This window comes from Xanthomonas rydalmerensis (assembly GCF_033170385.1).
Lineage (GTDB): Bacteria > Pseudomonadota > Gammaproteobacteria > Xanthomonadales > Xanthomonadaceae > Xanthomonas_A > Xanthomonas_A rydalmerensis.
The window spans coordinates 4818448-4841230 of record NZ_CP126170.1; the positions used below are offsets into that span (position 1 = coordinate 4818448).

Here is a 22783-nt window from a genome sequence, read left to right on the forward strand (position 1 = left end):
ATTGCGACATGATGCGGGCGTCATCCGGCATGGTCGCGTCGGGGCTGAAGCCCCTCCCACAATGACAGTCGAACGCGTCCGCCGCGGTGACGCCTTTGCTGGCGACAACAGGGACGCTAGGACCAGGCAGGGTATGCCGGTTCGCCAAGGCCAATGCTCGGTAAGCGCGCTGTGTCCGCACGCCACCAATCCTTCCCTTGTGGGAGGGGCTTCAGCCCCGACTGCAGGCTCCAGCCGCCGTCGCTGTGCCGCTCCTGCTGAGATGAAGGCATCCCCGAGCACTGGCGCTCACGCCAGCGCCCGGGGCACCGCCTCAACGCTTGCGCGCCGGACGCTGCGCGGTGCTGCTGGCCGCGCGCTTGACGGCTTTTTTCGCAACTTTCTTCGCGGCCTTCTTGGCCACCTTCTTCGCCGGCGCCGAGGCGGCCTCGCTCCTGCTTGCCTTGCGCGGCGCGGCAGAGGCTGAGGCATTGGCCGGCTTGGCCGCGCTGCGCTTCGGCGCCGGCGTCACCGGCCGGGTTTCGGTGGTGGCGCCGGCCTCCGGCGGGCGACGCGGCGGTGGGCGACGCCCGGCAGTCAGGGTGCGCCAGGTGTGACCGCCGTTGAGCGCCAGCAGCGCATCGGCCGCAGCCGGGCCGGCGCTGCCGGCCGGGTACTGCGGGGTTTCGTCGGCCGAGGTCTGCCACGCGTCGAGGATGGGCTGCACGATGGTCCAGGCCGCCTCGACCATGGTCGCGTCCTGGAACAAGCCGGCCTCGCCGTGCATGCAGTCCTGCAGCAGGCGCTCGTAGCCCACCGTGTATTCCTTGGGGAACCAGTCGCGGTAGCGGAAATCCATGCGCACCGGCGCCAGGCTGACCCGCGCGCCCGGACGCTTGACGTCGAACTGCAGCGAGATGCCCTCGTCGGGCTGGATGTGCAGCACCAGCCAGTCGGGGCCATAGCCGCCGATCTCGGCGCTGCGCAGCGGCGCCAGTGGTGCCGGCTTGAAGCGGATCGCGATCTCGGTGGTGCGCTCGCGCAGGCGCTTGCCGGTGCGCAGGTAGAACGGCACGCCAGCCCAGCGCCAGGTATCGACCTGCAGCTTCATCGCCACGTAGGTCTCGGTATTGGAATCCGGCGGCACCGTGTCCTCCTCGCGGTAGCCGGGCACGGCGTTGCGGCCGATCGCGCCGGCGGCGTACTGGCCACGCACCACGTCGGCAGGACTCAGTGGCCGTACCGCCTCGATCACCTCGGCCCGCCTACGCAGCATCGCGGCGGGGGTGAACGCGGCCGGCGGTTCCATCGCGATCATCGCCAACAGTTGGAACAGGTGGTTGGGCACCATGTCGCGCAGGCAGCCGGTGGGATCGTAGAAACCGCCGCGGCCTTCCACGCCGATGGTCTCGGCCGCGGTGATCTGCACGTGGTCGATGCGGTCGCGGTTCCACACCGGCTCGAACAGGCCGTTGGCGAAGCGGAACGCGAGGATGTTCTGCACCGTTTCCTTGCCAAGGAAGTGATCGATGCGGAACACCTGGTCCTCGTCGAGTACGCGGCCGACGATGGCGTTGAGCTCGCGCGCGCTCTGCAGGTCGTGGCCGAACGGCTTCTCCACGATCACCCGGCGCCAGCCGCCGGTGGCGCTCTGCTTGACCAGCCCGGCCGCGCCCAGTTGCTCGATCACCGGGGCGAAGAAGCGCGCCGCGGTGGCCAGGTAGAACAGCACGTTGCCGCCGGTGCGGTACTGCGTACCGATCTTGTCCAGCAATGCGCCCAGCGAGCGGTAGGTGCCGGCATCGTTGAAGTCGCCGCGCAGGTAGTGCAGGCGCGAACGCAGCCAGCCCCATACCTCCTCGTCCAGGCCGTCGGCCTTGAACTCGGCGTCGCGGTCGGCCATCAGGCCGCGCATCGCATCGCCGAGCATGCGCCGCCACGCCACTTCGCTGACCGCACCGTGGTCCACGCCGATCACCGCGAACTCCTCGGGCAGCGCGCCGCTGTGGCGCAGGTTGTACAGCGCCGGCAGCACCAGGCGGCGGGTCAGATCGCCGCGGGCGCCGAACACCACGATCAGGCAGGGAGGAGTGGTCTGGGAAGCATCGCTCATGGATGGGTGTCCTGTTCGCCGATCAAGCCATGCAGGCGCAGCGCCGCGTGGACCAGCGCCACGTGCGAATAGCCCTGCGGGAAATTGCCGAGCATGCGGCCGCTGCGCGGGTCGTACTCCTCGGCCAGCAGGCCGACGTCGTTGCACAGGCCGAGCAAGCGTTCGAACAGCGTCTGCGCCTGCTCGCGGCGGCCGAGCAGCGCATAGTTCTCCACCAGCCAGAAACTGCAGGCGATGAAGGTGCCCTCGCCGGCCGGCAGGCCGTCGCCGCTGTCGTCATCGGCGCGGTAGCGTTCGACCAGGCCGTCGATGCTCAGGCGTTCGGCGATGGCGTCGGCGGTGGCGGCCACGCGCGGATCGTCCGGCGGCAGGAAGCCGACCAGCGGGATCAGCAGGGTGGCCGCGTCCAGGCGCTCGCTGCCGTAGCTCTGCACGAAATAGCCGTCGCGGTGCACGCCCTGCGCCAGCACCTGCGCATGGATCTCGTCGGCCAGCGCGCGCCAGTGCGCGCGTTGCGCGGCATCGGCGTCGGTGACGCCATCGCGCGCGCCGCAGTCGAAGGCCAGCCACGCCATCACCTTGGAATGCACGAAGTGCTGGCGCTTGTCGCGGATTTCCCAGATGCCTTCGTCCGGATCTCGCCAGCGCTCTTCCAGCACCTCCAGCAGTTGCCGCGCCAGCGAGCGGCCATGCACCGCCGAGGCCATGCCCTCGTGGTGACCGCGGTGGAACGCGGCGATCACCTCGCCGTAGACGTCGAGCTGGAACTGGCCGACCGCGGCATTGCCCACACGCACCGGCGAGGCGCCTTCATAACCGGGCAGCCAATCCACCTCCCATTCGGACATGCGCCGCTCGCCGCCGATGCCGTACAGCGCCTGCAACTGGTCCGGCGACCCGGCCACGGTGCGCTGCAGCCAGCCATGGAAGGCGGCGGCTTCGTCGAAGTAGCCGGCCGCGCGCAAGGCGGTCAGGGTGAACACCGCATCGCGCAGCCAGCAGAAACGGTAGTCCCAGTTGCGCTCGCCGCCCAGGCGTTCGGGCAGCGAGGTGGTGGGCGCGGCGACGATCGCGCCGGTGGGCAGGTAGCTCAGGCCCTTCAGCACCACCAGCGAGCGCCGCACTGCCTCGGTCCACGGGCCGGCATCCAGGCAGCGGTGCGACCAGCCATGCCAGAACGCCTCGGTCTGCGCCAGCGCCTGTTCCGGTTCCAGCAACGGCGGCAGTTCCAGGTGCGAGGCGCCGTGGCTGAGCACGAACCAGGTGCTCTCGCCGGCCTCCAGCACGAACTCGGACTCGGTGGCGAAGCCGTGGCCTTGCATGGTCTGTGGGCTGCGCAACGCGATCTGGTCCGGCCCGGCCACCGCCTGCAGGCCGCCGTCGATCTGCGAGACCCAGGGGATGGTGCGGCCGTAGTTGAAGCGCAGCTGCAGCTGCATGCGCAGCGGCACCTTGCCATGCAGGCCGCGCACGATCCGCACCACGTGGTTGTGCGTCACCTCGTCGTGGCTGGCGACCATGAAGTCGAGCAGCGCCACCGCACCGGTGTCGGTCTCGAACCGCGTCTCCAGCACCAGGCTGCCGTCGCGGTAGGCGCGGGTGCTGGTGAAGGCGCCCTGTGGCGCGATCGCCCAACGGCCGTGGTCGGGTTCGCCGAGCAGGGCGGCGAACAGGGCATCGGAATCGAAGCGCGGCAGACACAGCCAGTCGATCGAGCCGCAACGGTCCACCAGGGCCGCGCTGCGGCAATTGCCGAGCATGGCGTAGTCTTCGATTCGCGAGGCCATCGTGGGCGCCGGGACGGGGGAGCGGCGAGTCTGCCAGCGCCGGTGTTTGCGTTACGTAATCGCCGCGCGGTGCCGTTCAGGCGCGCGCAAGCAGCCGGCTGCCGCTACACTGGGCCTGCGCATGACTTCCGATCCCGCTGCCGCCGCCTTGCGCACTCTGGTCCTGGAGGATGATCCGATACTGCGCGATCGCATCCTGGTGCCGGGCCTGCGCCGCTTCGGCTTCGCCGCCGATGGCTGCGGCACCGGCGCGGAACTGCAGCAGCGGGTGCAGCGCGACGGCGCCGAGATCGTGGTGCTGGATGTCGGCCTGCCCGACACCGATGGCTTCACCCTGGCCGGCGCGCTGCGCCAGCAGTACCCGGACATCGGCATCGTCATGCTGACCAGCCTCGGCCAGACCGAGGACCGCATCCGCGGCCTGACCGGCGGCGCCGATGCCTACCTGTCCAAACCGGTGGAAATCGACCTGCTGGCCGCGACCCTGCACAGCCTGGCGCGGCGCGTGAGCGGGCGCCCGCCCACGGCGCCGGCGCGCGGGCGCTGGCAGGTGAGCGAAGACGGCTGGTGCCTGCTGTCGCCGGCCGGCGCCGCCGCCGCATTGACCGGCAGCGAACGCCGGTTGTGCCTGCGCCTGCTCGAGCAACCTGGGCTATTGGTGGCGCGCGAGGCATTGATCGCCGCCCTGACGGACCGCGTCTACGACTTCGACGCGCACCGCCTGGATTCGATGGTGCACCGCCTGCGCAGCAAGGTGCAGCGCCGCTGCGGCGAGCCGCTGCCGCTGGCGGCGGTGCACGGCAAGGGCTACATCTTCGATCCCGCCGGTTAGCGCGCGCCCTCGCTGGCGCGCGCCACGCTGCACGGACAGTCGAGCCAGGTGCTACGCCGACGCCGCATCGGCGTGCGGCAGCACGATGCGGAAACGCGTGCCCACGCCCACCGTGCTGTCGACCTGGATGTGGCCGCCAGCGCGCACCACCAGGTCGCGCACCACCGCCAGGCCCAGTCCGGTGCCGCTGTCGGCAGGCTTGGTGCTGTAGAACGGCTCGAACACCTGCGCGGCTACCTCCGCCGGCATGCCGTGGCCGTCGTCGGCGACCTCGATGACGGTGGTGTCGTCCTCGCTGGACACAGCGATGTCGAAATGACCACGGTCGGCGATCGCATCGCGGCTGTTGGACGCCAGGTTCAACAGCATCAAATCGAACTGGCTGCGCTCGAAGCGGATCGGCGCCGGCGTCGCCGGTAGCGCACAGCGCAGCACGATCCGCGCTTCCAGCAACTGCCGCAGCATCGGCTGCAGGGCCTCCACCGCCACCGCCGCGTCGAAGCGTTCGACATGCTCGGCATCGCGGCGGCTGAAGCGCAGCAGCCGGCGCACGATGGTCATGCCGCGCTCGGCCGATGTCTCCACCGCTGCCAGGCTGTCCTCCAGTTGCGCGATGCGCTGCGCGTCGCTGGCGAGGTCGTCGTCGTGGCGCGCGGCGGCGAAGCCGGACATCACCGCCAGGATGTTGTTGAAATCGTGGGCCAGGCCGCTGGCCATGCGCTCGGTGATCTCGCGCTTCTGCGCGTGGATCAGCTGGGTCTGCGCGCGTTCGCGCTCCTGCATTTCCTGCTGCAGACGCTGGCCGCGCGCGTTGGACTCGCGCAGGCTTTCGCGCAGCGCCTCGGTGGTGCGGTCCAGCAGCAGTGCCACCAGCAGGTAGCTGAACAGCACTGGCGGCACGTTGTAGAACGCGCGTGCCGGCTCGTCGGCGAAGTCCACCAGGACATCGCGCCAGACGCCGACGCCGAGCATCAGCAGCAAGGCGACGAACGTCACCCACAGCGCGCGGCGCCCGAGCACCAGACCGGCCAGGATCAGGACCAGCATCTGCGCCAACTGGTCCGGCAACTGGTTCTGGAAGCCGTGGATCGCGGCGTTGACCAGCAGCGAGCCGAGCATCGCCCCCAGCGCCAGCCGCACCCCGCCACGCAACGCGCCGTGGCGCACGCGCACGAAGCCGATGGCCGCGCACACGCCGATCAACAGACTCATGCCCAGCGACACCACCATGCCCGGCGGCAGCGGCTGCCCGCGCAACTGCGGCCAGGCCAGGACCACCGCGACCGCGATCGTGGCGGGAATGGTCACCGCCAGGAACAACAGCAGCAGTTGGATCACCCGCGCATTACGCCGATCCACCTCGTCCAGCAGCGGCGCGCGGCCCAACCAGTTCCAGAACGCCTTCATGCCGCGGTGCCCAGCCCGTTCAGTGAGAATCCTGTGATGATCATGCGAGAACTTGCGGGTGACAAGCCGGTGACGGCGGGCCTAAGTTCACATGACGGAGCGCGCCCGGGGACGACGGCGCGACATCCAGACCACTCCTGACCGATACGGAGGCGCACACGCGCCGCCGACGTCGCCTTCTGCCCTGCCGTTTCCCAGCCCGAGATCGCCATGAACGATTGTACTTCCCCCCTTGGCACCGCCGCCCGTCATCCGATTCCCCGCGCCTACAGCACCCTGGCCCTGGCCTGCGCGCTGTGCCTGACCTCGACGGCCATGGCGCAGACGCCCACCGCCGCGGCGACCGCGGCGGCCGGCACCGCCCAGCCCGCCACCACCACCGGCACCGACGCCACGGCCACCGACGCCAACGCGACCCCGACCGCGGACACCTACGACCCCAGCGTCTACTTCAAGGCCACCGGCAGCGCCAACAGCAATGCCGGCGCCGACGCCGAAGGCGACGAAGCGCTGGCCGCCGGCGAATCCGCTTCGGCGGTCGGCACCGGCGCCATGGCGCTGGGCGGCGGTGCGGTCGGCTATGCCGACCACGCGCTGGCGGTTGGCCACAACAGCCTGGCCACCGAGATCTCCACCACCGCCGTCGGCGGCATGCTCGACGTGGACTACTCGTACCTGTCCGGCGGCGTGAAGATCCTGCAGCAGACCTCCGCCACCGGCATGGCCGCCACCGCGCTGGGCGCGGGCGCCCAGGCCAGCGGCAAGTTCAACGTGGCCGCCGGCGCCGGCGCGATCGCCAGCGACCGCTCCAGCGTCGCCGTCGGCGGCATCGTCGACGTGGGCGAAGACAGCTTGAGCAGTGAAGGCATGCAGTTGCAGGCCACCCAGGCCACCGGTCCGCTGTCCACCGCGCTGGGCGGCGGCGCGCTGGCCACCGCCTACAACGCGACCGCAGTCGGCGCACTGGCCGAGGCCAGCGCGAACCGCACCCTCGCCGTGGGCTCCACCGCGCTGGCCAACCAGTACGCCGCCGTGGCAGTGGGCGCGCAGAGCCAGGCCACGGCCGAGTGGGCGACCGCGTTCGGCAACGCCGCCCGCGCCTGGGGCACCCACAGCGTGGCCCTCGGCCCCAGCGCGTTCGCGCAGAACGACGACGCCACCGCGGTCGGGCCGGCCGCGTTGGCCCTCGGCACCGGCTCCACCGCGCTCGGCAACGGCTCCTGGGCCGGTGGCACCCGCAGCCTGGCCCTCGGCGCGGCGACGGTGTGGAACGGCAACTTCTTCCTCGATACGCCGGTGCTGTTCTACGACAGCATCGCCATGGGCACCAACGCCGACGTGTTCGGCGACCGCTCGATCGCGATCGGCGCCGGTGCGCGCGTGGGCAACTCGCAGTTCGTCGACGGTAAGCTGACTATCACCAACAACAGCGTGGCGCTGGGCGCCGGGTCGATCACCGAACGCGACAACACCGTGTCCATCGGCGCGGCGGGCAGCGAGCGCCAGCTCACCAATCTGGCCGCCGGCACCATGGACACCGATGCGGTCAACCTGGCGCAACTGCGCAACGTCGCCGCCGCGTTCGGCGCCGGCAGCGTGGTCGACGCCAACGGCAACCTGATCGGCGGCAACTACCTGGTGCAGGGCAATCACTACACCGACCTGGGTTCGGCGATGGGCGCGCTCGACACCGCCCTGACCGGCTTCGGCAACCGCCTCAACACCATCGGCGGGTCGGGCGGCATCAGCATCGGCGACGGCGGCGGGGCGGCCAGCGCCCCCAGCACCGGTGCCGGCACCAACGCCGTGGCCGTGGGCTCCGGGGCCACCGCCAACGGCAACAACGGCCTGGCGATGGGCGCGCAGGCCCTGGCCTACGGCCCCAACGACACCGCCATCGGCGGCAATGCCCAGGTCAATGCCGACGGCAGCACCGCGGTCGGCGCCAACGCCCGCGTCGCCGCGGTGGCGACCAATGCGGTGGCGGTCGGCGAGAGTGCCAGTGCCTCGGCCGCCTCGGCCACCGCGCTCGGCCAGGGCGCCTCGGCCAGTGCCGCCAACTCCGTGGCACTGGGCCAGGGCTCGGTCGCCGACCGCGCCAACACGGTGTCGGTGGGCAGCGCCGGCAACGAGCGCCAGGTCGCCAACGTCGCCGCCGGCAGCGCCGACACCGACGCGGTCAACGTGGCGCAGATGCGCGCCGGCAACAACGCCACCCTGAGCAGCGCCAACGCCTACACCAACACCCGCATCACCGCGCTGGACGACAGCTTCAACCAGTTGCGCACCGACACCGAGCATCGCCTGGACGGCATGGACCGGCGCATGGACAAGCTCGGCGCGATGAGCGCGGCGATGCTCAACATGGCGGTCAACGCCGCCGGCACGCAGAGCCCGCGCGGGCGCGTGTCGGTCGGTGCCGGCTTCCAGGGCGGGCAGCAGGCGCTGTCGGTCGGCTACGCCCGCAAGATCGGCGAGCGCGCCTCGTTCAGCCTGGGCGGCGCCTTCAGCAGCGGCGAGTCCTCGGCCGGCATCGGCGTGGGTATCGATCTGTGACGTACCGCGGCGCCGCGTGCGCCGCGGTTTTCTCCTTCTCTCCTCTCTCTTCCAGGATCCGCAGATGATGTCTTCCAACACCCTCGCCGCTGCCCTCGCCGCCATCCTGTTCGCCGGTGGCGCGCAGGCGGCCACTCCCACCATCCCCCTGGGCGGCGTGCAGGGCCCGGTGCCGCAATCGGCCAGCGCCAACGACCTGGGCCAGCGCTTCATCGTCAAGACCCGCGATGGTGGCACCCAGGCACGCAGCATGCTCGCCACCACCCTGAGCAGCGCGGTGGCGCGCAGCGGCATGCAGCGCGCCCAGATCGGCAGCAATGGCCTGACCCTGCGCAGCGCGGTCAGCGCCAAGGTGCTGCGTGACATGGCGGTACCGGGCTGGCACGTGGTGCAGACCTCGCGCCACCTCAGCGACAGCGAGCGCGCCGCCTTCATCAACGAACTCAAGGCCGACCCGTCGGTGGAATCGGTGCAGGTCGACCGCCTGTACCAGCGCCTGGACGAGGCCAGCGTGCGCGGACCGGCCGTCGCCGCGGCCGCCGCCTCCACCACCCCCAACGATCCGGCCTACGCCAAGCTGCAGTGGAACTTCAACAACGCGGTCGGCGGGGTCAACGCCGAGCAGGGCTGGACCCGCTCCACCGGCAAGGGCGTGGTGGTGGCGGTGGTCGACACCGGCGTGGTCAAGAACAACCCCGACCTGGCCGCCAACGTGCTGCCGGGCTACGACATGATCACCGACCATCGTGTCTCGCGCCGCGCCACCGATGGCCGCGCGCCCGGCGGCGACGACCTGGGCGACTGGGTGGAGGCCGACTACTGCGTCCCGCTGGGCGCCAGCGGCAATGCACCGGAAAACAGCTCCTGGCACGGCAGCCACGTCTCCGGCACCATCGCCCAGGTCACCAACAACAACCTGGCCACCGCCGGCCTGGCCTACGACGCCAAGATCCTGCCGGTGCGCGTGCTCGGTTCCTGCGGCGGCTTCGGCAGCGACATCGCCGACGGCATGCTGTGGGCCGCCGGCCTGCCGGTGGACGGCCTGCCGACCAACCCGAACCCGGCCGAAGTGATCAACATGAGCCTGGGCAGCAGCGGCCCGGACAGCTGCCCGCAGCTCTACCAGGACGCGATCGACAAGATCAACGCCAAGGGCACCATCATCGTGGTCGCCGCAGGCAACTCCAATGCCGATGCCGGCACCTACACCATGTCCTCGTGCAGCGGCGTCATCAGCGTCGGCGCCTCGCGCATCAACGGCGGCCGCGCCAGCTACTCCAACTACGGCACCCGCGTGGACCTCGCCGCGCCGGGCGGCGGCGGCGACGTCGACGGCAACCCCGGCGGCTACATCTTCCAGGTGATCAACGGCGGCACGCAGAGCCCGACCAGCGACTGGCAGATCGGCGGCATGGCCGGCACCTCGATGGCCTCCCCGCACGTGGCCGCGGCGGTGGCGCTGGTGCAGAGCATCGCCAAGACCCCGTTCACCTGGACCGGCATGCGCGAGCTGCTGCGCGCCAGTGCGCGGCCGTTCCCGGTCGCCATCGCCACCAATACCCCCATCGGCACCGGCATCCTGGACGTGGACATGCTGCTGCAGATGGTCACCAACCCGCCGTGCGATCCGTCGGACAGCAGCTGCGTGCCGCCGACCAAGACGATGACCAACAAGGTCGAGATGCGCGGCCTCAGCAGCCAGGGCGGCGACGCGCTGTACAGCTTCCAGGCCGCGGCCGGGAGCACGGTCAGCTTCATGACCTTCGGCGGCACCGGCAACGTGGCGATGTACGTGTCGGCCGGCAAGGTGCCGACCAGCAGCAGCGCCGACGCCCGCTCCACCCGCCCCGGCACCACCACCCAGACGGTCCGCCTCACCCCGTCCAGCGCCACGACCTACTACGTGCGTCTGAGCGGCAGCTACAGCGGCCTGACCGTGGTCGGCCGGCAGTAAGGCCCGATCGCGCGGCGGCGCCGTTCGCCGCCGCGCACCGTGCGCGGGAGGACATCCTCCCGCAGCGGTTCCGAAAGCAGCGACGTGCCCACCATGACGCAATTCGCCCGCCCTCCGGCGGGCATTTTTTTTGCTTGGTGGCGCACGCCGATGCCGCGCGATGCCGCAAGCCCCTCTCCCACCGGGAGAGGGGTTGGGGTGAGGGTGCGGCACAAGGCGCGGTGCAAGGGCGACACGAGGCGGCGCCCTACCCTCATCCGGCCCTCCGGGCCACCTTCTCCCGGTGGGAGAAGGAAGAGCGCTAGCGGCTTTCGCGCAGGAAGCGGGCCATCGACGACACCCCCGGTAGCGCCGGCTGGAACTGCCCGGCGACGTCGACGAAACCGCGCATCACCGCGATCTCGCGCGGGGTGCGATTCAAGGTATCGCGCAGTTCCGGATCGGCACCGGCGCGCAGCAGGCGCTGCACCAGCAGCGGCAGGCCGTGCAACGCGGCCAGGTGCAGCGGGCCGAAGCCGCGCGGATCCTGCACCTCCAGGCTGACCTCCTCGTCGAGCAGGCGCTCGACGCCGGCCAGCACCACCGGCTCCTCGCAGGCCGTGCCCGGCTCGGCGCGCGCGCCCAGCAGCAACAGCAGCGGCGTCACCCCGCCGGCGGAGCCGCGGTCGGCCTCGGCACCGGCCAGCAGCAAGGTGTCCAGCAGGGCCAGCAGGCGCGTCTTGTCGCGCGCGGTGAAGCCGTACAGCGCGGCGCAGTGCAGCGGCGCCAGTTGCTGGGCGTCGCCGGCATGCACGTCGGCGCCGGCGGCCAGCAGCCGCGCGGCGATGTCCGGCAAGCCCAGCGCGCAGGCCAGCATCAGCACGGTGACGCCGCCCGGCAGGCGGTGTTCGATCTGCGCGCCGGCCTGCAGCAGGGCGGCGACGATCTCGGTCTGGCGCATGCTCACCGCCGCCGACAGCGGCGTGGCGCCGCTGGCCGCAGCGTGCTGCAGATCGGCGCCGCGCGACAGCAGCAGCTTCACGGCCGCGGCATGGCCACCGCCGGCGGCACGCAGCAGCGCGGTGCAGCCCTGCGCGTCCACCGCATCCACCGGCAAACCCAGATCGATCAGCCGGCGGATCGCCTCGGCGTCGCCGACCATCGCCGCGGCCGGCACGTCGGCCTCGCGCAGCGGGCGCCGCGGCAGCGGCCAGGTGCGCCAGTCCAGCCAGTCGGCCAGGTCGCGGCGGCCACTGGCCAGGGCCACGCCGAGCGGGGTCTGGCCGTCGGCGGCGCGCGCATCCGGCGAGGCGCCCTGCTGGATCAGCAGTTTCAGCGAGGCCTCGCGGCCCAGCGCGGCGGCCAGGTGCAGCGCGGTCATGCCGTGGCTGTCGCGCGCCTCGCGGTCGGCGCCGCGTTCGAGCAACTGCAACTGCAGCCGCAGCCAGCCCAGCCGCACCGCCAGCGACAGCGGCGGGTCGCCGGCCGGCGACGGCGCGAACGGATCGGCGCCGCGCTCGAGCAGTTCCAGCGCGAACTGTTCCAGCGCGCGCGAGGCGTGATCGTGCTGGGCGCAGGCGGCGAGCAGCCGGGTCAGGCCGCCGCGGCCGGCCGGCGACACGCCGTGGCGCAGCATCGCCTGCAGGCTGGGCACCGCCTCCACGCCGCGCGAGAGCAGCGCGAACATCGGGGTGTCGCCGCAGGCATCGAGCACCTCCGGCTCGGCGCCGTGCGCCAGCAGCCAGTCCACCGCCTGCGCGTTCAACGCCAGCGGCGCATCGTGCAGCAGCGCGCCCAGTTCCTCGGCCGCACACAGCCGCGCCAGCGCGGCGAGGCCGTCGCGCGGCTGGCCCAGTTGCAGGCCCTCGCGCAGCAGTTCCAGCGGTGGCCGGTCGGGCAGGCCGGCCGGGCCGGTCTCGCCCTGGCCGTCGCTGACCGCGGCCGGCAGCGGGTAGTCCGGGTCCAGCGCGGAGACGATCGCCCAGCGCCCGGCCTCGGCGGCCAGGTCGACCGCGCGGCGGCCGCTCTGGTCCGGCTGCGCCGGCGCCACGCCCAGGTCGAGCAGGCGCCGGATCAGGCCGGTGGCGACGTGGTCGGCAGTGCAGGCCAGCAGGATCGCGTTGCGGCCGTCGCCATCGACCGCAGTGAGGTCGGGCTTGTGCGGCAACAGCCGTTCCAGCACCGCCACACGACCGTGGCGGGCGGCTTCCAGCCACGGCGTGCGGCCCAGCGCGTCGCGCGCTTCCAGGTTGGCGCCGGCACCAAGCAGGGCCTGCACGATCTCCACGTGGCCGGCCTGCGCGGCCTCGTGCAGCGCGCTGCGGCGCTGGCGGTCGCGCGCGTCCACCCGCGCCTTGTGCTTGAGCAGCAACTGCACGCCGGCCGGATCGTCTTCCTCGGTGCCGGCCGCGGCCAGCAGCACCGGGCTGGCCTCGGCCGGTTCGGGCTTGGCGCCGCGCTCGAGCAGGAACTTGGCCATGCGCCAGTTGCCGACCTGGCAGGCCACCGCCAGCGGGGTCAGGCCGTCGCGGTTGGCCGCGTCCAGTTCGGCGGCGGCGTCGCGCAGCAGCGCGGCCACGCCCGGATCGGAACTGCGCGCGGCGTGATGCAGGGGGGTGTTGCCGTCGCCGTCGCTGGCGCGCGGGTCGGCGCCGTTGGCGAGCAGGGTCATCACCGCCTCCGGGCGGCCATGCCAGCTGTCGCGGGTGGCGGCCAGCAGCGGCGTCATGCCCAGGTGCGGGCGATTGACGTCGACGCCGCGCACGATCAGTTCGCGCAGCAGGCGCAGGTCCGGCAGCACCGCGGCCAGCACCGGCAGGCTGCGCTGGTCGCGCCACTCGGCGGCGGGCAGCGCATGCGGATCGGCACCGGCCTGCAGCAACTGCAGCGCGCGATCGACGCGGCCACCGCGGGCGGCGTCGTACAGCGCCGCATGCAGTTCGTCCTGCGCCGGCGGCGGCTCGTCCGCGCGCGGCGCGGCGGTGGCGCTGAGTTCGGCGAACAGGTCGGCGGAGGACACCGGCGGGGTCAGCGCCTGCGGCGGCGCCACCCGTTGCAGGCCGGCGTGCAGCAGCGGCGACAGCAGCGCATAGGCCAGCGCCAGCGGCCAGCGCGCGGCCTCGGCAAGCAGTCCCGGCCAGGCCAGCACCACGCCGAGCCCGGCCAGCACCAGCACCAGCGCGGCCACCGCCAGCCCGCGCCAGGCCTGCACGTCCTGCTGCGCCAGCGCGTGCCAGCGCGCGCCCAGCGGGCCGCCCTCGCTGTCGCTGCCGTGCCACAGCGGCCAGGTCCGCCACAGGCCGAGCAACGCGGCACTGGCGGCCACGCTCAGCGCCAGCGCCGCGGCCAGGCTGCCGCTGTCGTGCAGCGCCGCCAGCGGCCAGGCCACCAGCACCGCGACCAGCGCCATGCCGCCGGCCCACAGCACCAGCAGCGGCGCCGCCGCGCCGATCAGCTCGCGCGCCGCGCGCGGACGCGGCCGGCTGCCGCGGTGCCAGGACAGCGCCAGCGCGAACGCCGGCTGCGCCAGCCATGCGCCCAGCGCGGCGGCCAGCGGGCCGAATCCGGCGGCCAGCGCCAGCACCGCGCCGAGCGCGGCGGCGAGCATCGGCGCACGCGCGCGGGGAAAGGAGTCAGTCATCGTGTCGATCGGTGGTGCCGGGCAGTCGCGGCGGCAATTGCAGATGGAAGCCGCAGCCGGCGAGGTTGGCGCGCACCGCGGCCGGATCGGCGCGGGCCAGCGTGCGCTCGGCGGTCAACGCCACCTCGAGCACGAACGCCAGCGGCTGCAGCGACGCCAGCAGGTCCGGCGGCAGACGGCCGAAGTCGTCGCGGGCGGCGAGATACAGATAGGTGTCCGGCTTGCGATGGCTTTTGTAGACGTAGGCTTGCATGCCCGTGGCGTGCGCCTGGCGTGGAAAGGCAAGCGATTGTGGAGGAAATGCGCCAGCGGCGAAAGCGCACGCCGGCCCTGCGCTGAACGGATCCGGGCCGGAGCGCTATTCACGTTCGCAGTGCGGGCGTTTCACGGCATGACCGAATGCGTCGATATACTCCGATGATTGACCTTGTATGGAATACCGCGTGACCGAAGCGTCCCCGTCGCCCCGCATGGCTCCCGTGGCCATCCGTGCCTACACCGCGACCAACGCGCTCGGCAGTGGACTGCAGGCCCAGGCCGCGGCGCTGCGCGAGGGCCGCAGCGGGCTGCGCCGCAACGACTTCGGTCCGCAACCGCTGGAATGCTGGATCGGCCGGGTGGACGGGCTGGAAACCGCCGCGCTGCCGGACGCCCTGGCCGCCTGGGAATGCCGCAACAACCGCCTGGCCTGGCTGGCCCTGCAGCAGGACGGCATGGCCGCCGCCGTGGCCGCCGCGGCGCAGCGGCATGGCGCCGAACGGGTGGCGGTGGTGATGGGCACCTCCACCTCCAGCATCGGCGCCAGCGAGGAGGCCTATACCCGGCTCGAACACGACGCGGACGGCCCGCGCCTGCCTGCCGACCTGGACCGGCCGATCGTGCACACCCCGCATTCGCTCGGCGATTTCGTGCGCGCCGCCACCGGCCTGCGCGGGCCGTGCATCACCGTCGCCACCGCCTGCTCGTCCAGCGCCAAGGTATTCGCCCAGGCGGCACGGCTGATCGCCGCCGGCGTGGTCGACGCGGCGCTGGTCGGTGGTGTGGACACGCTGTGCGGCAGCGTGCTGTTCGGCTTCAACTCGTTGCAGGTGGTGTCGCCGGAACCGTGCCGGCCATTCGACGTGCGCCGGGTCGGGCTGTCGCTGGGCGAGGCCGGCGGCTACGCACTGCTGGAACGCGCCGATGCCGCCGATGCGCCGCCGGCGCAGGCGCTGCTGTGCGGCTACGGCGAATCCAGCGATGCCCACCACATGTCCGCGCCGCATCCGCAGGGGCTGGGCGCCGGCCTGGCGATGCGCGGTGCGCTGCAGCGCGCCGGGGTGGACCCGGCCGAAGTCGGCTATCTCAACCTGCACGGCACCGCGACCCCGGCCAACGACAGCGTCGAGGCCGCCGCGGTGGCGGCGCTGTTCCCGCCGACCCTGCACGCCAGTTCGACCAAGGCCTGGACCGGGCACACGCTCGGCGCCGCCGGCATCGTCGAGTCGGTGTTCGCCTTGCTGGCGCTGCGCGACGGCCTGCTGCCCGGCACCCTCAACAGCGAACTGCCCGATCCCGCCTGCGGCCCGCAGATCCGCTTCGCCACCGCCCATGCACAGGTCCGCTACGCGATGAACAACTCCTTCGGCTTCGGCGGCAACAACTGCTCGCTGCTGTTCGGCCGCGCATGAGCACGCCCATGCTGCGCGCGACGATCGAAGGCATCGGTTTCTGGGCACCCGGGCTGCCCGGGTGGGCGCTGGCGCAGGCGTTCGCGCGCGGCGACGGCGTGCTGCTGGAGACGCCGGCACGGCCGTCGCCGCAGTTGCTGGCGCCCAACGAGCGCCGCCGTGCGCCGGACACGGTGGCGGTGTCGCTGGACGCGGCGCTGGCCGCCTGCCAGGACGCCGGCCGCGACCCGGCCACGCTGCCGTCGGTGTTCACCTCCACCCACGGCGACCTGGCGATCACCGACTACATGTGCACCACCCTGGCCAGCGAGCCGCTGGCGATCTCGCCGACCAAGTTCCACAACTCGGTGCACAACGCCGCCGCCGGCTACTGGACCATCGGCGCCGGCGCCACCGCCGCGGCGACCGCGATCAGCGCGCACAGCGGCAGCTTCGCGCAGGGCCTGCTGGAAGCGCTGTCGCAGCTGGCCGCGGGCGAGGACGCGGTGCTGCTGGTCGGCTACGACAGCCGCTCGGTGGGCGCGCTGGGCCGCATCGCGCGCAGCGAGGGCCTGCTCGGCGGCGCGCTGGTGCTGAGCGCCGGCACGCGCGACGACAAGCCGCAGCTGCAGGTGCAACTGCACGACGGCACCGCGCCGATCGGCGACGGCCCGCTGGCACGGCATGCCGCGGGCAATGCGATGGCACCGATGCTGCCGCTGTTCGACGCGCTGGCGCTGGGTGGCAGCGGCTGCGTGCTCGATGCCGGCGGCGGCCGCTGCCTGCAGGTGGAGCTGCGCGCATGAGCCGCACGCCACTGACCGCCGCCGACGCCGCGATCCTGATTCCGGCCCTCAACGAACGGCTGCGCATCCGCGAGGTGGTCAGCGACGCGCTGGCGCACTGCCCGCGGGTGATCGTGGTCGACGACGGCTCCGACGACGGCACCAGCGACTGCATCGCCGACCTGCCGGTGACCCTGCTGCGCCACCCGCAGCGCCGCGGCAAGGGCGCGGCGCTGCGCAGCGGTTTCGCCGAGGCGCAGCGCCAGGGCGCGCGCGCGGTGATGACCATGGACGGCGACGGCCAGCACAGCGCCGCAGACTTCCCGCGGCTGCTGGCCGCGGCCAACCGCCACCCCGGTTGCGTGATCGTCGGTGCGCGCCTGCGCAAGCGCGCCAGCCAGCCGCCGATCCGCCGCATCGGCAACGACTTCGGCGACTGGGGCATCGCCTGGGGCTGCGGCTTCCGCCTGGTCGACAGCCAGAGCGGCCAGCGCCTGTACCCGCAGTCGGTCTACACCCTGCCCGACGTGCCCGGCGAAGGCTTCGTGTTCGAGGCGCAGCTGCTGATCTCGGCCGCGCGCCAGGCCGGCGCGCGGGTGGTGGCGGTGCCGATCGAGACCCGCTACGCCAGCCAGACTCCCGGCACGTTCCGCAAGAGCCACTTCCGGCTGGTGCGCGATCTGTGGAAGATCACCTCGCACGTGATCGTGCAGGTGTGGACCTACGGGCACGTGGTGCGCGAGTACCGGCGCACCCGCGCCAACCCGGTGCTGATCGACGACGTCGACGGCACCCTCGACACGGCACCCCTGGCCGTCGGCAAGGAAAAGACGACATGAATGCAACGCAGGCGGATGTGGCGATTCTGGGCGGCGGACTGGCCGGACTGACCCTGGCGCTGCAGTTGCGCCAGCGCGACCCGCAGCTGCGCATCCGCGTGCTGGAACGGCGCGCGCATCCCGTGCGCGAGGCCGCCTTCAAGGTCGGCGAATCCTCGGTGGAGATCGGCGCGCACTATTTCGCCGAGGTGCTGGGCCTGCGCGAGCACCTGGATGCCGAACAGATCCGCAAGTTCGGCTTCCGCTTCTTCTTCTCCGACGGGCGCGCCGACATCGACCAGTGCACCGAGCTGGGGGTGAGCCAGTTGCTGCCTACCCCGTCGTGGCAGATCGACCGCGGCCGCTTCGAGAACTTTCTCGGCGAACGCGCGCGTGCCCTGGGGGTGGAGTTCCTCGACGGCAGCACGGTGCGCGGCGTCGACCTGGCCGAGGACGACGGCGAGCACTGCGTGCGCTACGGCCGCGATGGCGCCGAAACCCGCCTGCAGGCGCGCTGGGTGATCGACGCCAGCGGCCGCGCCGGCCTGCTCAAGCGCAAGCTCGGCCTGGCGCAGGACAACCCGCACCAGGCCAATGCGGTGTGGTGGCGGGTGGACGGGCTGGTCGATCCCAACGGCTGGTCGCAGGACAGCGCCTGGCTGCAGCGCTGCACGCCACCGGACCGCTGGCGCTCGACCAACCACATGTGCGGCCCCGGCTACTGGTTCTGGCTGATCCCGCTGTCCTCCGGCGCGCATTCGCTGGGCATCGTCTGCGATGCCGCCATGCATCCGCTGGAGACGATGAACACCCACGCCAAGGCGATGGACTGGCTGCGCACGCACCAGCCGCAGGTGGCCAGCACGCTGGAGCGCAGCGAGCACACGGTGCAGGACTTCCTATTCCTGCGCGACTTCTCCTACGGCTGCAAGCAGGTGTTCTCGGCGCAGCGCTGGGCGCTGACCGGCGAAGCCGGCGTGTTCCTGGACCCGTTCTATTCGCCGGGCAGCGACTTCATCGCCATCAGCAATACCTATATCTGCGAGCTGATCGGGCGCGAGCGTGCCGGGCGCGACATCGCGCCCTACGCCGAGCTGTACCAACAGCTGTACTTCTCGTTCTACGAGAACACCCTGACCCTCTACCAGGACCAGTACCCCTTGTTCGGCGACGCCCAGGTGATGCCGGTCAAGGTGATCTGGGACTACACCTACTACTGGTCGCTGCTGGCGCCGCTGTACTGCACCGACCGCATCGCCGACCTGGCGGTGCTGGGCCGGCTGCGCCCGGCGCTGCAGCACGCCAGCGCGCTCAACCTTGGCGTGCAGGCGCTGCTGCGCGACTGGGGCGCGGCCAACCGCGCGCAGGCCGCGGCGGTGGCCGACGGGCGCCTGCTGGACCAATACCTGATCGGCTGGTTCCACGAACTCAACCGCGCCCTGAGCGACCGGCTGGACGACGCCGCCTTCGTCGCCCGCCTGCATGGCAATGTCGCGCGCATGGCGGAGCTGGCCGGGGAGATCCTGGCCCGCGCCCGCCAGCAGCATCCGGCGCTGGCCGACCACGGCCTGCTGGACGCCTGCCGCGAGGCGCAGACGCCGCTGCCTGTGCTGTCGCCGGACTGGTACGCGGACGCCGCCTGATCCACGCGCAGGGCCGTGCGGCCCTGCAACAACGCGCGCTCCGCACAGCGCCGCGCGCCGCCAGCGGGCGCCACAATTACGCGGCCTGCGTCACATGGGGCGAATATCGCCCGTACATTCGCGTTTTCGCACGCACCGCGGTTGACGCCCCGCGCCGCCGGCGCGACACAGGCCCGCCGCGCCCGCGCCTTTCAGGAGAGAACCGCATGCGCTCCACGCTGCTCGCCTTGGCCCTTCCCCTGGCCGCTCTGGCCACCGCTTCCACCGCACACGCGCAGACGACCGAGCGTGCTCCGGCGTCGCCGGCACCGCTGCAGCAGTCGTGCGACGCGCTGGCGAGCCGGCTCGCCTATCCCGGCACCCGCTTCACCGCGGTGCGCAGCGCGGCCGCCGGCGCCCTGCAGGTGGCCGGCCAGCCGATCGGCGCGCACTGCCAGATCACCGGCCTGATGCACGAACGCGTCGGCAGCGACGGCCAGTCCTATGCGATCGGCTTCGAGATGCGCCTGCCGGCGGCATGGAACGGGCGTTTCTTCTACCAGGCCAACGGCGGCATGGACGGCAACGTGGTCCCCGCGCTCGGCGACATCGGCGGCGGCGGCCAGCGCGACAACCCGCTGCGCATGGGCTTTGCGGTCATCAGTTCCGACGCCGGGCACAGCAATGCGCAGAACCCGCTGTTCGGCCGCGATCCGCAGGCGCGGCTGGACTACGGCTACCAGGCGGTGCAGGCGCTGACCCCGATGGCCAAGCGCGTGGTGCAGATCGCCTACGGCAAGGCGCCGGACTACAGCTACTTCGGCGGCTGCTCCAACGGCGGCCGCCACGGCATGGTCGCCGCCGCGCGCGATGCGCAGGACTACGACGGCATCCTGGTCGGCGACCCCGGTTTCCACCTGCCCAAGGCGGCGATCGCGGACCTGGCCGCGGCCCAACAATTGGCGGCGCTGGCCGGCGGCAGCGACACGCGCAGCGGCCTAAACGCGGCCGAGCGCAGCCTGGTGGCCGAGCGCATCGTCGCCACCTGCGATGCGCTGGACGGCGTGCGCGACGGCATGGTGCAGGACGTGCTCGCCTGCCAGCGCCGCTTCGACCTGAACCGCGACGTCGCCACCTGCGGCAGCGCCGGGCGCACCGGCCAATGCCTGACTCCGGCGCAGAAGCGCGCGCTGGTCGCCATCCACGCCGGCGTGCGCAACAGCGCCGGAACGCCGCTGTACGCACCCTTCCCCTACGACCCGGGCATCGCCAGCGGCGACTGGGCCGGCTGGCGGCAGGACGCCTCGCTGACCCTGGTGCCCGGATCGGTGGCCTTCGGCTTCGTCACCCCGCCGGAGGACCCGGCGATGCTGCAAGACCTGAAGCGGTACGCGCTGCAGTTCGACATGGACCGCGACGCGCCGAAGATCTTCGCCACATCCGGCGCCTTTCGCGAATCCGCCTGGTCGTACATGACCCCGCCGAACGAGACCCGGCTGACCACGCTGAAGGCGCGCGGCGGCAAGCTGCTGATCTACCACGGCACCGGCGACGGCATCTTCTCCTTCGCCGACACCGCGGCCTGGTACGACCGCCTGCGCACGGCCGATGCCGACGCCGCCAGCTACGCGCGCCTGTTCGCGGTGCCGGCGATGGCCCATTGCGCCGGCGGACCGGCCACCGACCAGTTCGATGCGCTGACCCCGCTGGTGGCCTGGGTCGAGCAGGGCCAGGCGCCGACTGCGATCGTCGCCAACGCACGCGGCAGCGGCAGCGCCGCGCCCAACAACGAGGTGCCGGCCAGTTGGAGCAGCCAGCGCAGCCGGCCGCTGTGTCCGTATCCGCAGGTGGCGCGCTACGTCGGCGGCGACGTGGAGGCGGCGTCCAGCTTCGTCTGCCGCTGAGCGCCGACCGCCGTTGCGCCGCCGGCGTGGCGGCGCGACATCCGCCTCGTCTTTGGCGCGGTCAGCCCATGCCGCCGTTGATGCCGATGACCTGGCCGTTGACGTAGGCGGCCGCGTCCGAGCACAGGAAGGCGACCAGCGCGGCCACTTCCTCCGGCTTGCCGGTGCGCCCGGCGGGGACCATCTGCTTGATCGTCTCCGGCGGGAACGCGCTCTCGGCCATCGCGCCCTGGATCACGCCCGGCGCGACCACGTTGACGCTGATCCCGCGGCTGGCCATTTCCCGCGCCAGCGACATGCTGGCGCCGTGCAGCGCGGCCTTGGCCGCGGCGTAGTTGGTCTGCCCGCGGTTGCCCAGCACCGCCGCCACCGAAGACACGCTGACGATGCGGCCCCAACGCGTGCGCGCCATCGGCAGCAGCAGCGGCTGGGTGACGTGGAAGAAGCCGTGCAACGACACGTCGATGACGGTGTGCCACTGCGCCGCGGTCATGCCCGCCATCGGCGCGTCGTCGTGGATGCCGGCGTTGTTGACCAGCACCTGGATCGGCCCGGCCTCCAGCAACGTCGCCAGCGCCTGCGCGCTGGCCTGCGCGTCGGCCACGTCGAACGCCACCGCCTCGGCGCTGCCGCCGGCGGCGACGATCGCCTCCACCACCTCCGCGGCCCGCGCGACGTTGGCATTGGCGTGCACGATCACGTGCAGGCCCTGCGCGGCCAGGGCGTGGCAGATCGCGCCACCGAGATCGCCGCTGCCGCCGGTGACCAGGGCACGACGCGAAGAAGAGGAAGCTGTCATCGGCAAGGCTCCGCTGGCGACCGGCGGCGGCCGCAGACAAGGGGCCGCCATCGTAGAGCAAACCCGGACGCGTTGCGCCATGCGGACTCGCTGCCGCAGCCGACAGCGGCGCTGCGCGCATCGATCGCGATATCGCACCGGTACAGCCAGCGCCTGCGGCCGCCCCGCGGCCGTTCGACTCAGTCGCGGGTGCTGGTTTCCCAGGTGCCGTGCACGACCTCGCCCTTGCGTTCCAGCCGCGCGATCACCGCATCCAGTTCGTCCGGGTGCGCCGCACTGCTGACCAGCGAGGCCACCAGCTCGGTCTGCTCGTCGCCGCGCTCGATCAGGTCCACCGCGCTCACCGGGTAGTGGGCCGCCTCCAGTTCCTCGACCAGGCGCTCGCGCAGTTCGGGCACGGCGGACGTCGCCACGGTGAGCCGCACCGCATAGTGCATCTCGGTGGCTTGGGCGGTGATTGGGATGCGGTTGATCGCGTTGACCAGCGGCCGCAACAAGGTGTTGCCGCCGATCACCATGACCGTGAGCAGCGCGGCCTCGGCCAGCATGTCCGCGCCGGCGCAGCAGCCGACCGCGCCCGAACACCAGAGCGTGGCGGCGGTGTTGAGCCCGCGCACGTTCATGCCTTCCTTCATGATCACCCCGGCGCCGAGGAAGCCGATGCCGGAGACCACGTAGGAGATCACCCGCACTGCCTCGGCGCTGCCGGCGATGCTCATGCCCAGATCGACGAAGGCCGCCGCGCCCAGCGCCACCAGCACGTTGGTGCGCAGGCCGGCGGTGCGCTGGCGGTACTGGCGTTCGGCGCCGATCAGGGTGCCGAGCAGGAACGCCGCCACCAGGCTGACCACCGTGTCCAAGAACGCGGCGGCATGGAAGGTTTCGATGGACCGCATCAACAAGCTCCGTTGTTCCCATCCCGTCGCGATCGACGTGGCGCTACCTTGCCACACCCGCGC

The 22783-nt window shown here is 72.2% G+C and carries 15 protein-coding genes; 8 read left to right on the plus strand and 7 right to left on the minus strand.

Translation table 11 applies throughout. The features are described 5' to 3' along the window. Nucleotides 1-313: 313 nt before the first annotated feature. Together zwf and QN245_RS20630 are read right to left on the minus strand one after the other, a co-directional pair. On the minus strand, nucleotides 314-2092 hold the full coding sequence (gene zwf, locus QN245_RS20625; protein WP_317844110.1) for a glucose-6-phosphate dehydrogenase: 1779 nt from the start codon (nucleotides 2090-2092) through the stop codon (nucleotides 314-316). After that, a complete protein-coding gene (locus QN245_RS20630) occupies nucleotides 2089-3879 on the minus strand; it encodes a glycoside hydrolase family 15 protein (protein WP_317844111.1) in 1791 nt (596 codons plus the stop codon). The genes zwf and QN245_RS20630 overlap by 4 nt, the downstream gene beginning before the upstream one ends. Nucleotides 3880-4000: 121 nt before the next feature. On the opposite strand from QN245_RS20630, the gene QN245_RS20635 reads away from it, so the two are divergent. Continuing rightward, entirely contained in the window at nucleotides 4001-4711 is a 711-nt protein-coding gene (locus QN245_RS20635; protein WP_160968389.1) for a response regulator transcription factor, read from the plus strand. A 51-nt stretch (nucleotides 4712-4762) separates the two neighbouring features. Here QN245_RS20635 and QN245_RS20640 read toward each other — a convergent pair whose 3' ends face one another. Further along, nucleotides 4763-6118: a sensor histidine kinase gene (locus tag QN245_RS20640; RefSeq protein WP_160968387.1), complete on the minus strand. Its 1356-nt coding sequence runs from the start codon at nucleotides 6116-6118 to the stop codon at nucleotides 4763-4765. A 210-nt stretch (nucleotides 6119-6328) separates the two neighbouring features. Here QN245_RS20640 and QN245_RS20645 point away from each other — a divergent pair, with 210 nt between their 5' ends. Then, entirely contained in the window at nucleotides 6329-8674 is a 2346-nt protein-coding gene (locus QN245_RS20645) for a YadA family autotransporter adhesin (RefSeq protein ID WP_317844112.1), read from the plus strand. A 64-nt stretch (nucleotides 8675-8738) separates the two neighbouring features. Next, complete coding sequence (locus tag QN245_RS20650) at nucleotides 8739-10628, plus strand: S8 family peptidase (protein ID WP_317844113.1); 1890 nt, start codon at nucleotides 8739-8741, stop codon at nucleotides 10626-10628. Nucleotides 10629-10929: 301 nt separating this feature from the next. Here the strand turns inward: QN245_RS20650 and QN245_RS20655 are convergent, their stop codons facing one another. Both QN245_RS20655 and QN245_RS20660 read right to left on the minus strand, forming a co-directional pair. Further along, nucleotides 10930-14247, minus strand: coding sequence for an ankyrin repeat domain-containing protein (locus QN245_RS20655; RefSeq protein ID WP_317844114.1), 3318 nt, complete (start codon nucleotides 14245-14247; stop codon nucleotides 10930-10932). After that, nucleotides 14240-14500 (minus strand): YcgL domain-containing protein, encoded by a 261-nt coding sequence (locus tag QN245_RS20660; protein ID WP_317844115.1) that lies wholly within the window; start codon nucleotides 14498-14500, stop codon nucleotides 14240-14242. The genes QN245_RS20655 and QN245_RS20660 overlap by 8 nt, the downstream gene beginning before the upstream one ends. A 217-nt stretch (nucleotides 14501-14717) precedes the next feature. Here QN245_RS20660 and QN245_RS20665 point away from each other — a divergent pair, with 217 nt between their 5' ends. The 5 genes from QN245_RS20665 to QN245_RS20685 all read left to right on the plus strand — a co-directional run bounded on the left by QN245_RS20665 (nucleotide 14718) and on the right by QN245_RS20685 (nucleotide 21025). Then, nucleotides 14718-15917, plus strand: a complete 1200-nt coding sequence (locus QN245_RS20665) for a beta-ketoacyl-[acyl-carrier-protein] synthase family protein (protein WP_184645101.1) — start codon at nucleotides 14718-14720, stop codon at nucleotides 15915-15917. A gap of 8 nt (nucleotides 15918-15925) precedes the next feature. Beyond that, nucleotides 15926-16702 (plus strand): beta-ketoacyl synthase chain length factor, encoded by a 777-nt coding sequence (locus QN245_RS20670; RefSeq protein WP_317845408.1) that lies wholly within the window; start codon nucleotides 15926-15928, stop codon nucleotides 16700-16702. Continuing rightward, nucleotides 16699-17520 (plus strand): glycosyltransferase family 2 protein, encoded by an 822-nt coding sequence (locus QN245_RS20675; RefSeq protein ID WP_184645103.1) that lies wholly within the window; start codon nucleotides 16699-16701, stop codon nucleotides 17518-17520. Before QN245_RS20670 ends, QN245_RS20675 begins: the two co-directional genes overlap by 4 nt. After that, nucleotides 17517-19142: an NAD(P)/FAD-dependent oxidoreductase gene (locus QN245_RS20680; RefSeq protein WP_425612887.1), complete on the plus strand. Its 1626-nt coding sequence runs from the start codon at nucleotides 17517-17519 to the stop codon at nucleotides 19140-19142. Before QN245_RS20675 ends, QN245_RS20680 begins: the two co-directional genes overlap by 4 nt. A gap of 206 nt (nucleotides 19143-19348) precedes the next feature. Next, nucleotides 19349-21025 (plus strand): tannase/feruloyl esterase family alpha/beta hydrolase, encoded by a 1677-nt coding sequence (locus tag QN245_RS20685; RefSeq protein ID WP_317844116.1) that lies wholly within the window; start codon nucleotides 19349-19351, stop codon nucleotides 21023-21025. Between the two features lie 61 nt (nucleotides 21026-21086). Here QN245_RS20685 and fabG read toward each other — a convergent pair whose 3' ends face one another. Both fabG and QN245_RS20695 read right to left on the minus strand, forming a co-directional pair. Continuing rightward, entirely contained in the window at nucleotides 21087-21824 is a 738-nt protein-coding gene (gene fabG, locus QN245_RS20690) for a 3-oxoacyl-ACP reductase FabG (RefSeq protein ID WP_317844117.1), read from the minus strand. Nucleotides 21825-22003: 179 nt separating this feature from the next. Beyond that, on the minus strand, nucleotides 22004-22720 hold the full coding sequence (locus QN245_RS20695) for an MgtC/SapB family protein (RefSeq protein ID WP_184645109.1): 717 nt from the start codon (nucleotides 22718-22720) through the stop codon (nucleotides 22004-22006). Nucleotides 22721-22783: the final 63 nt, after the last annotated feature.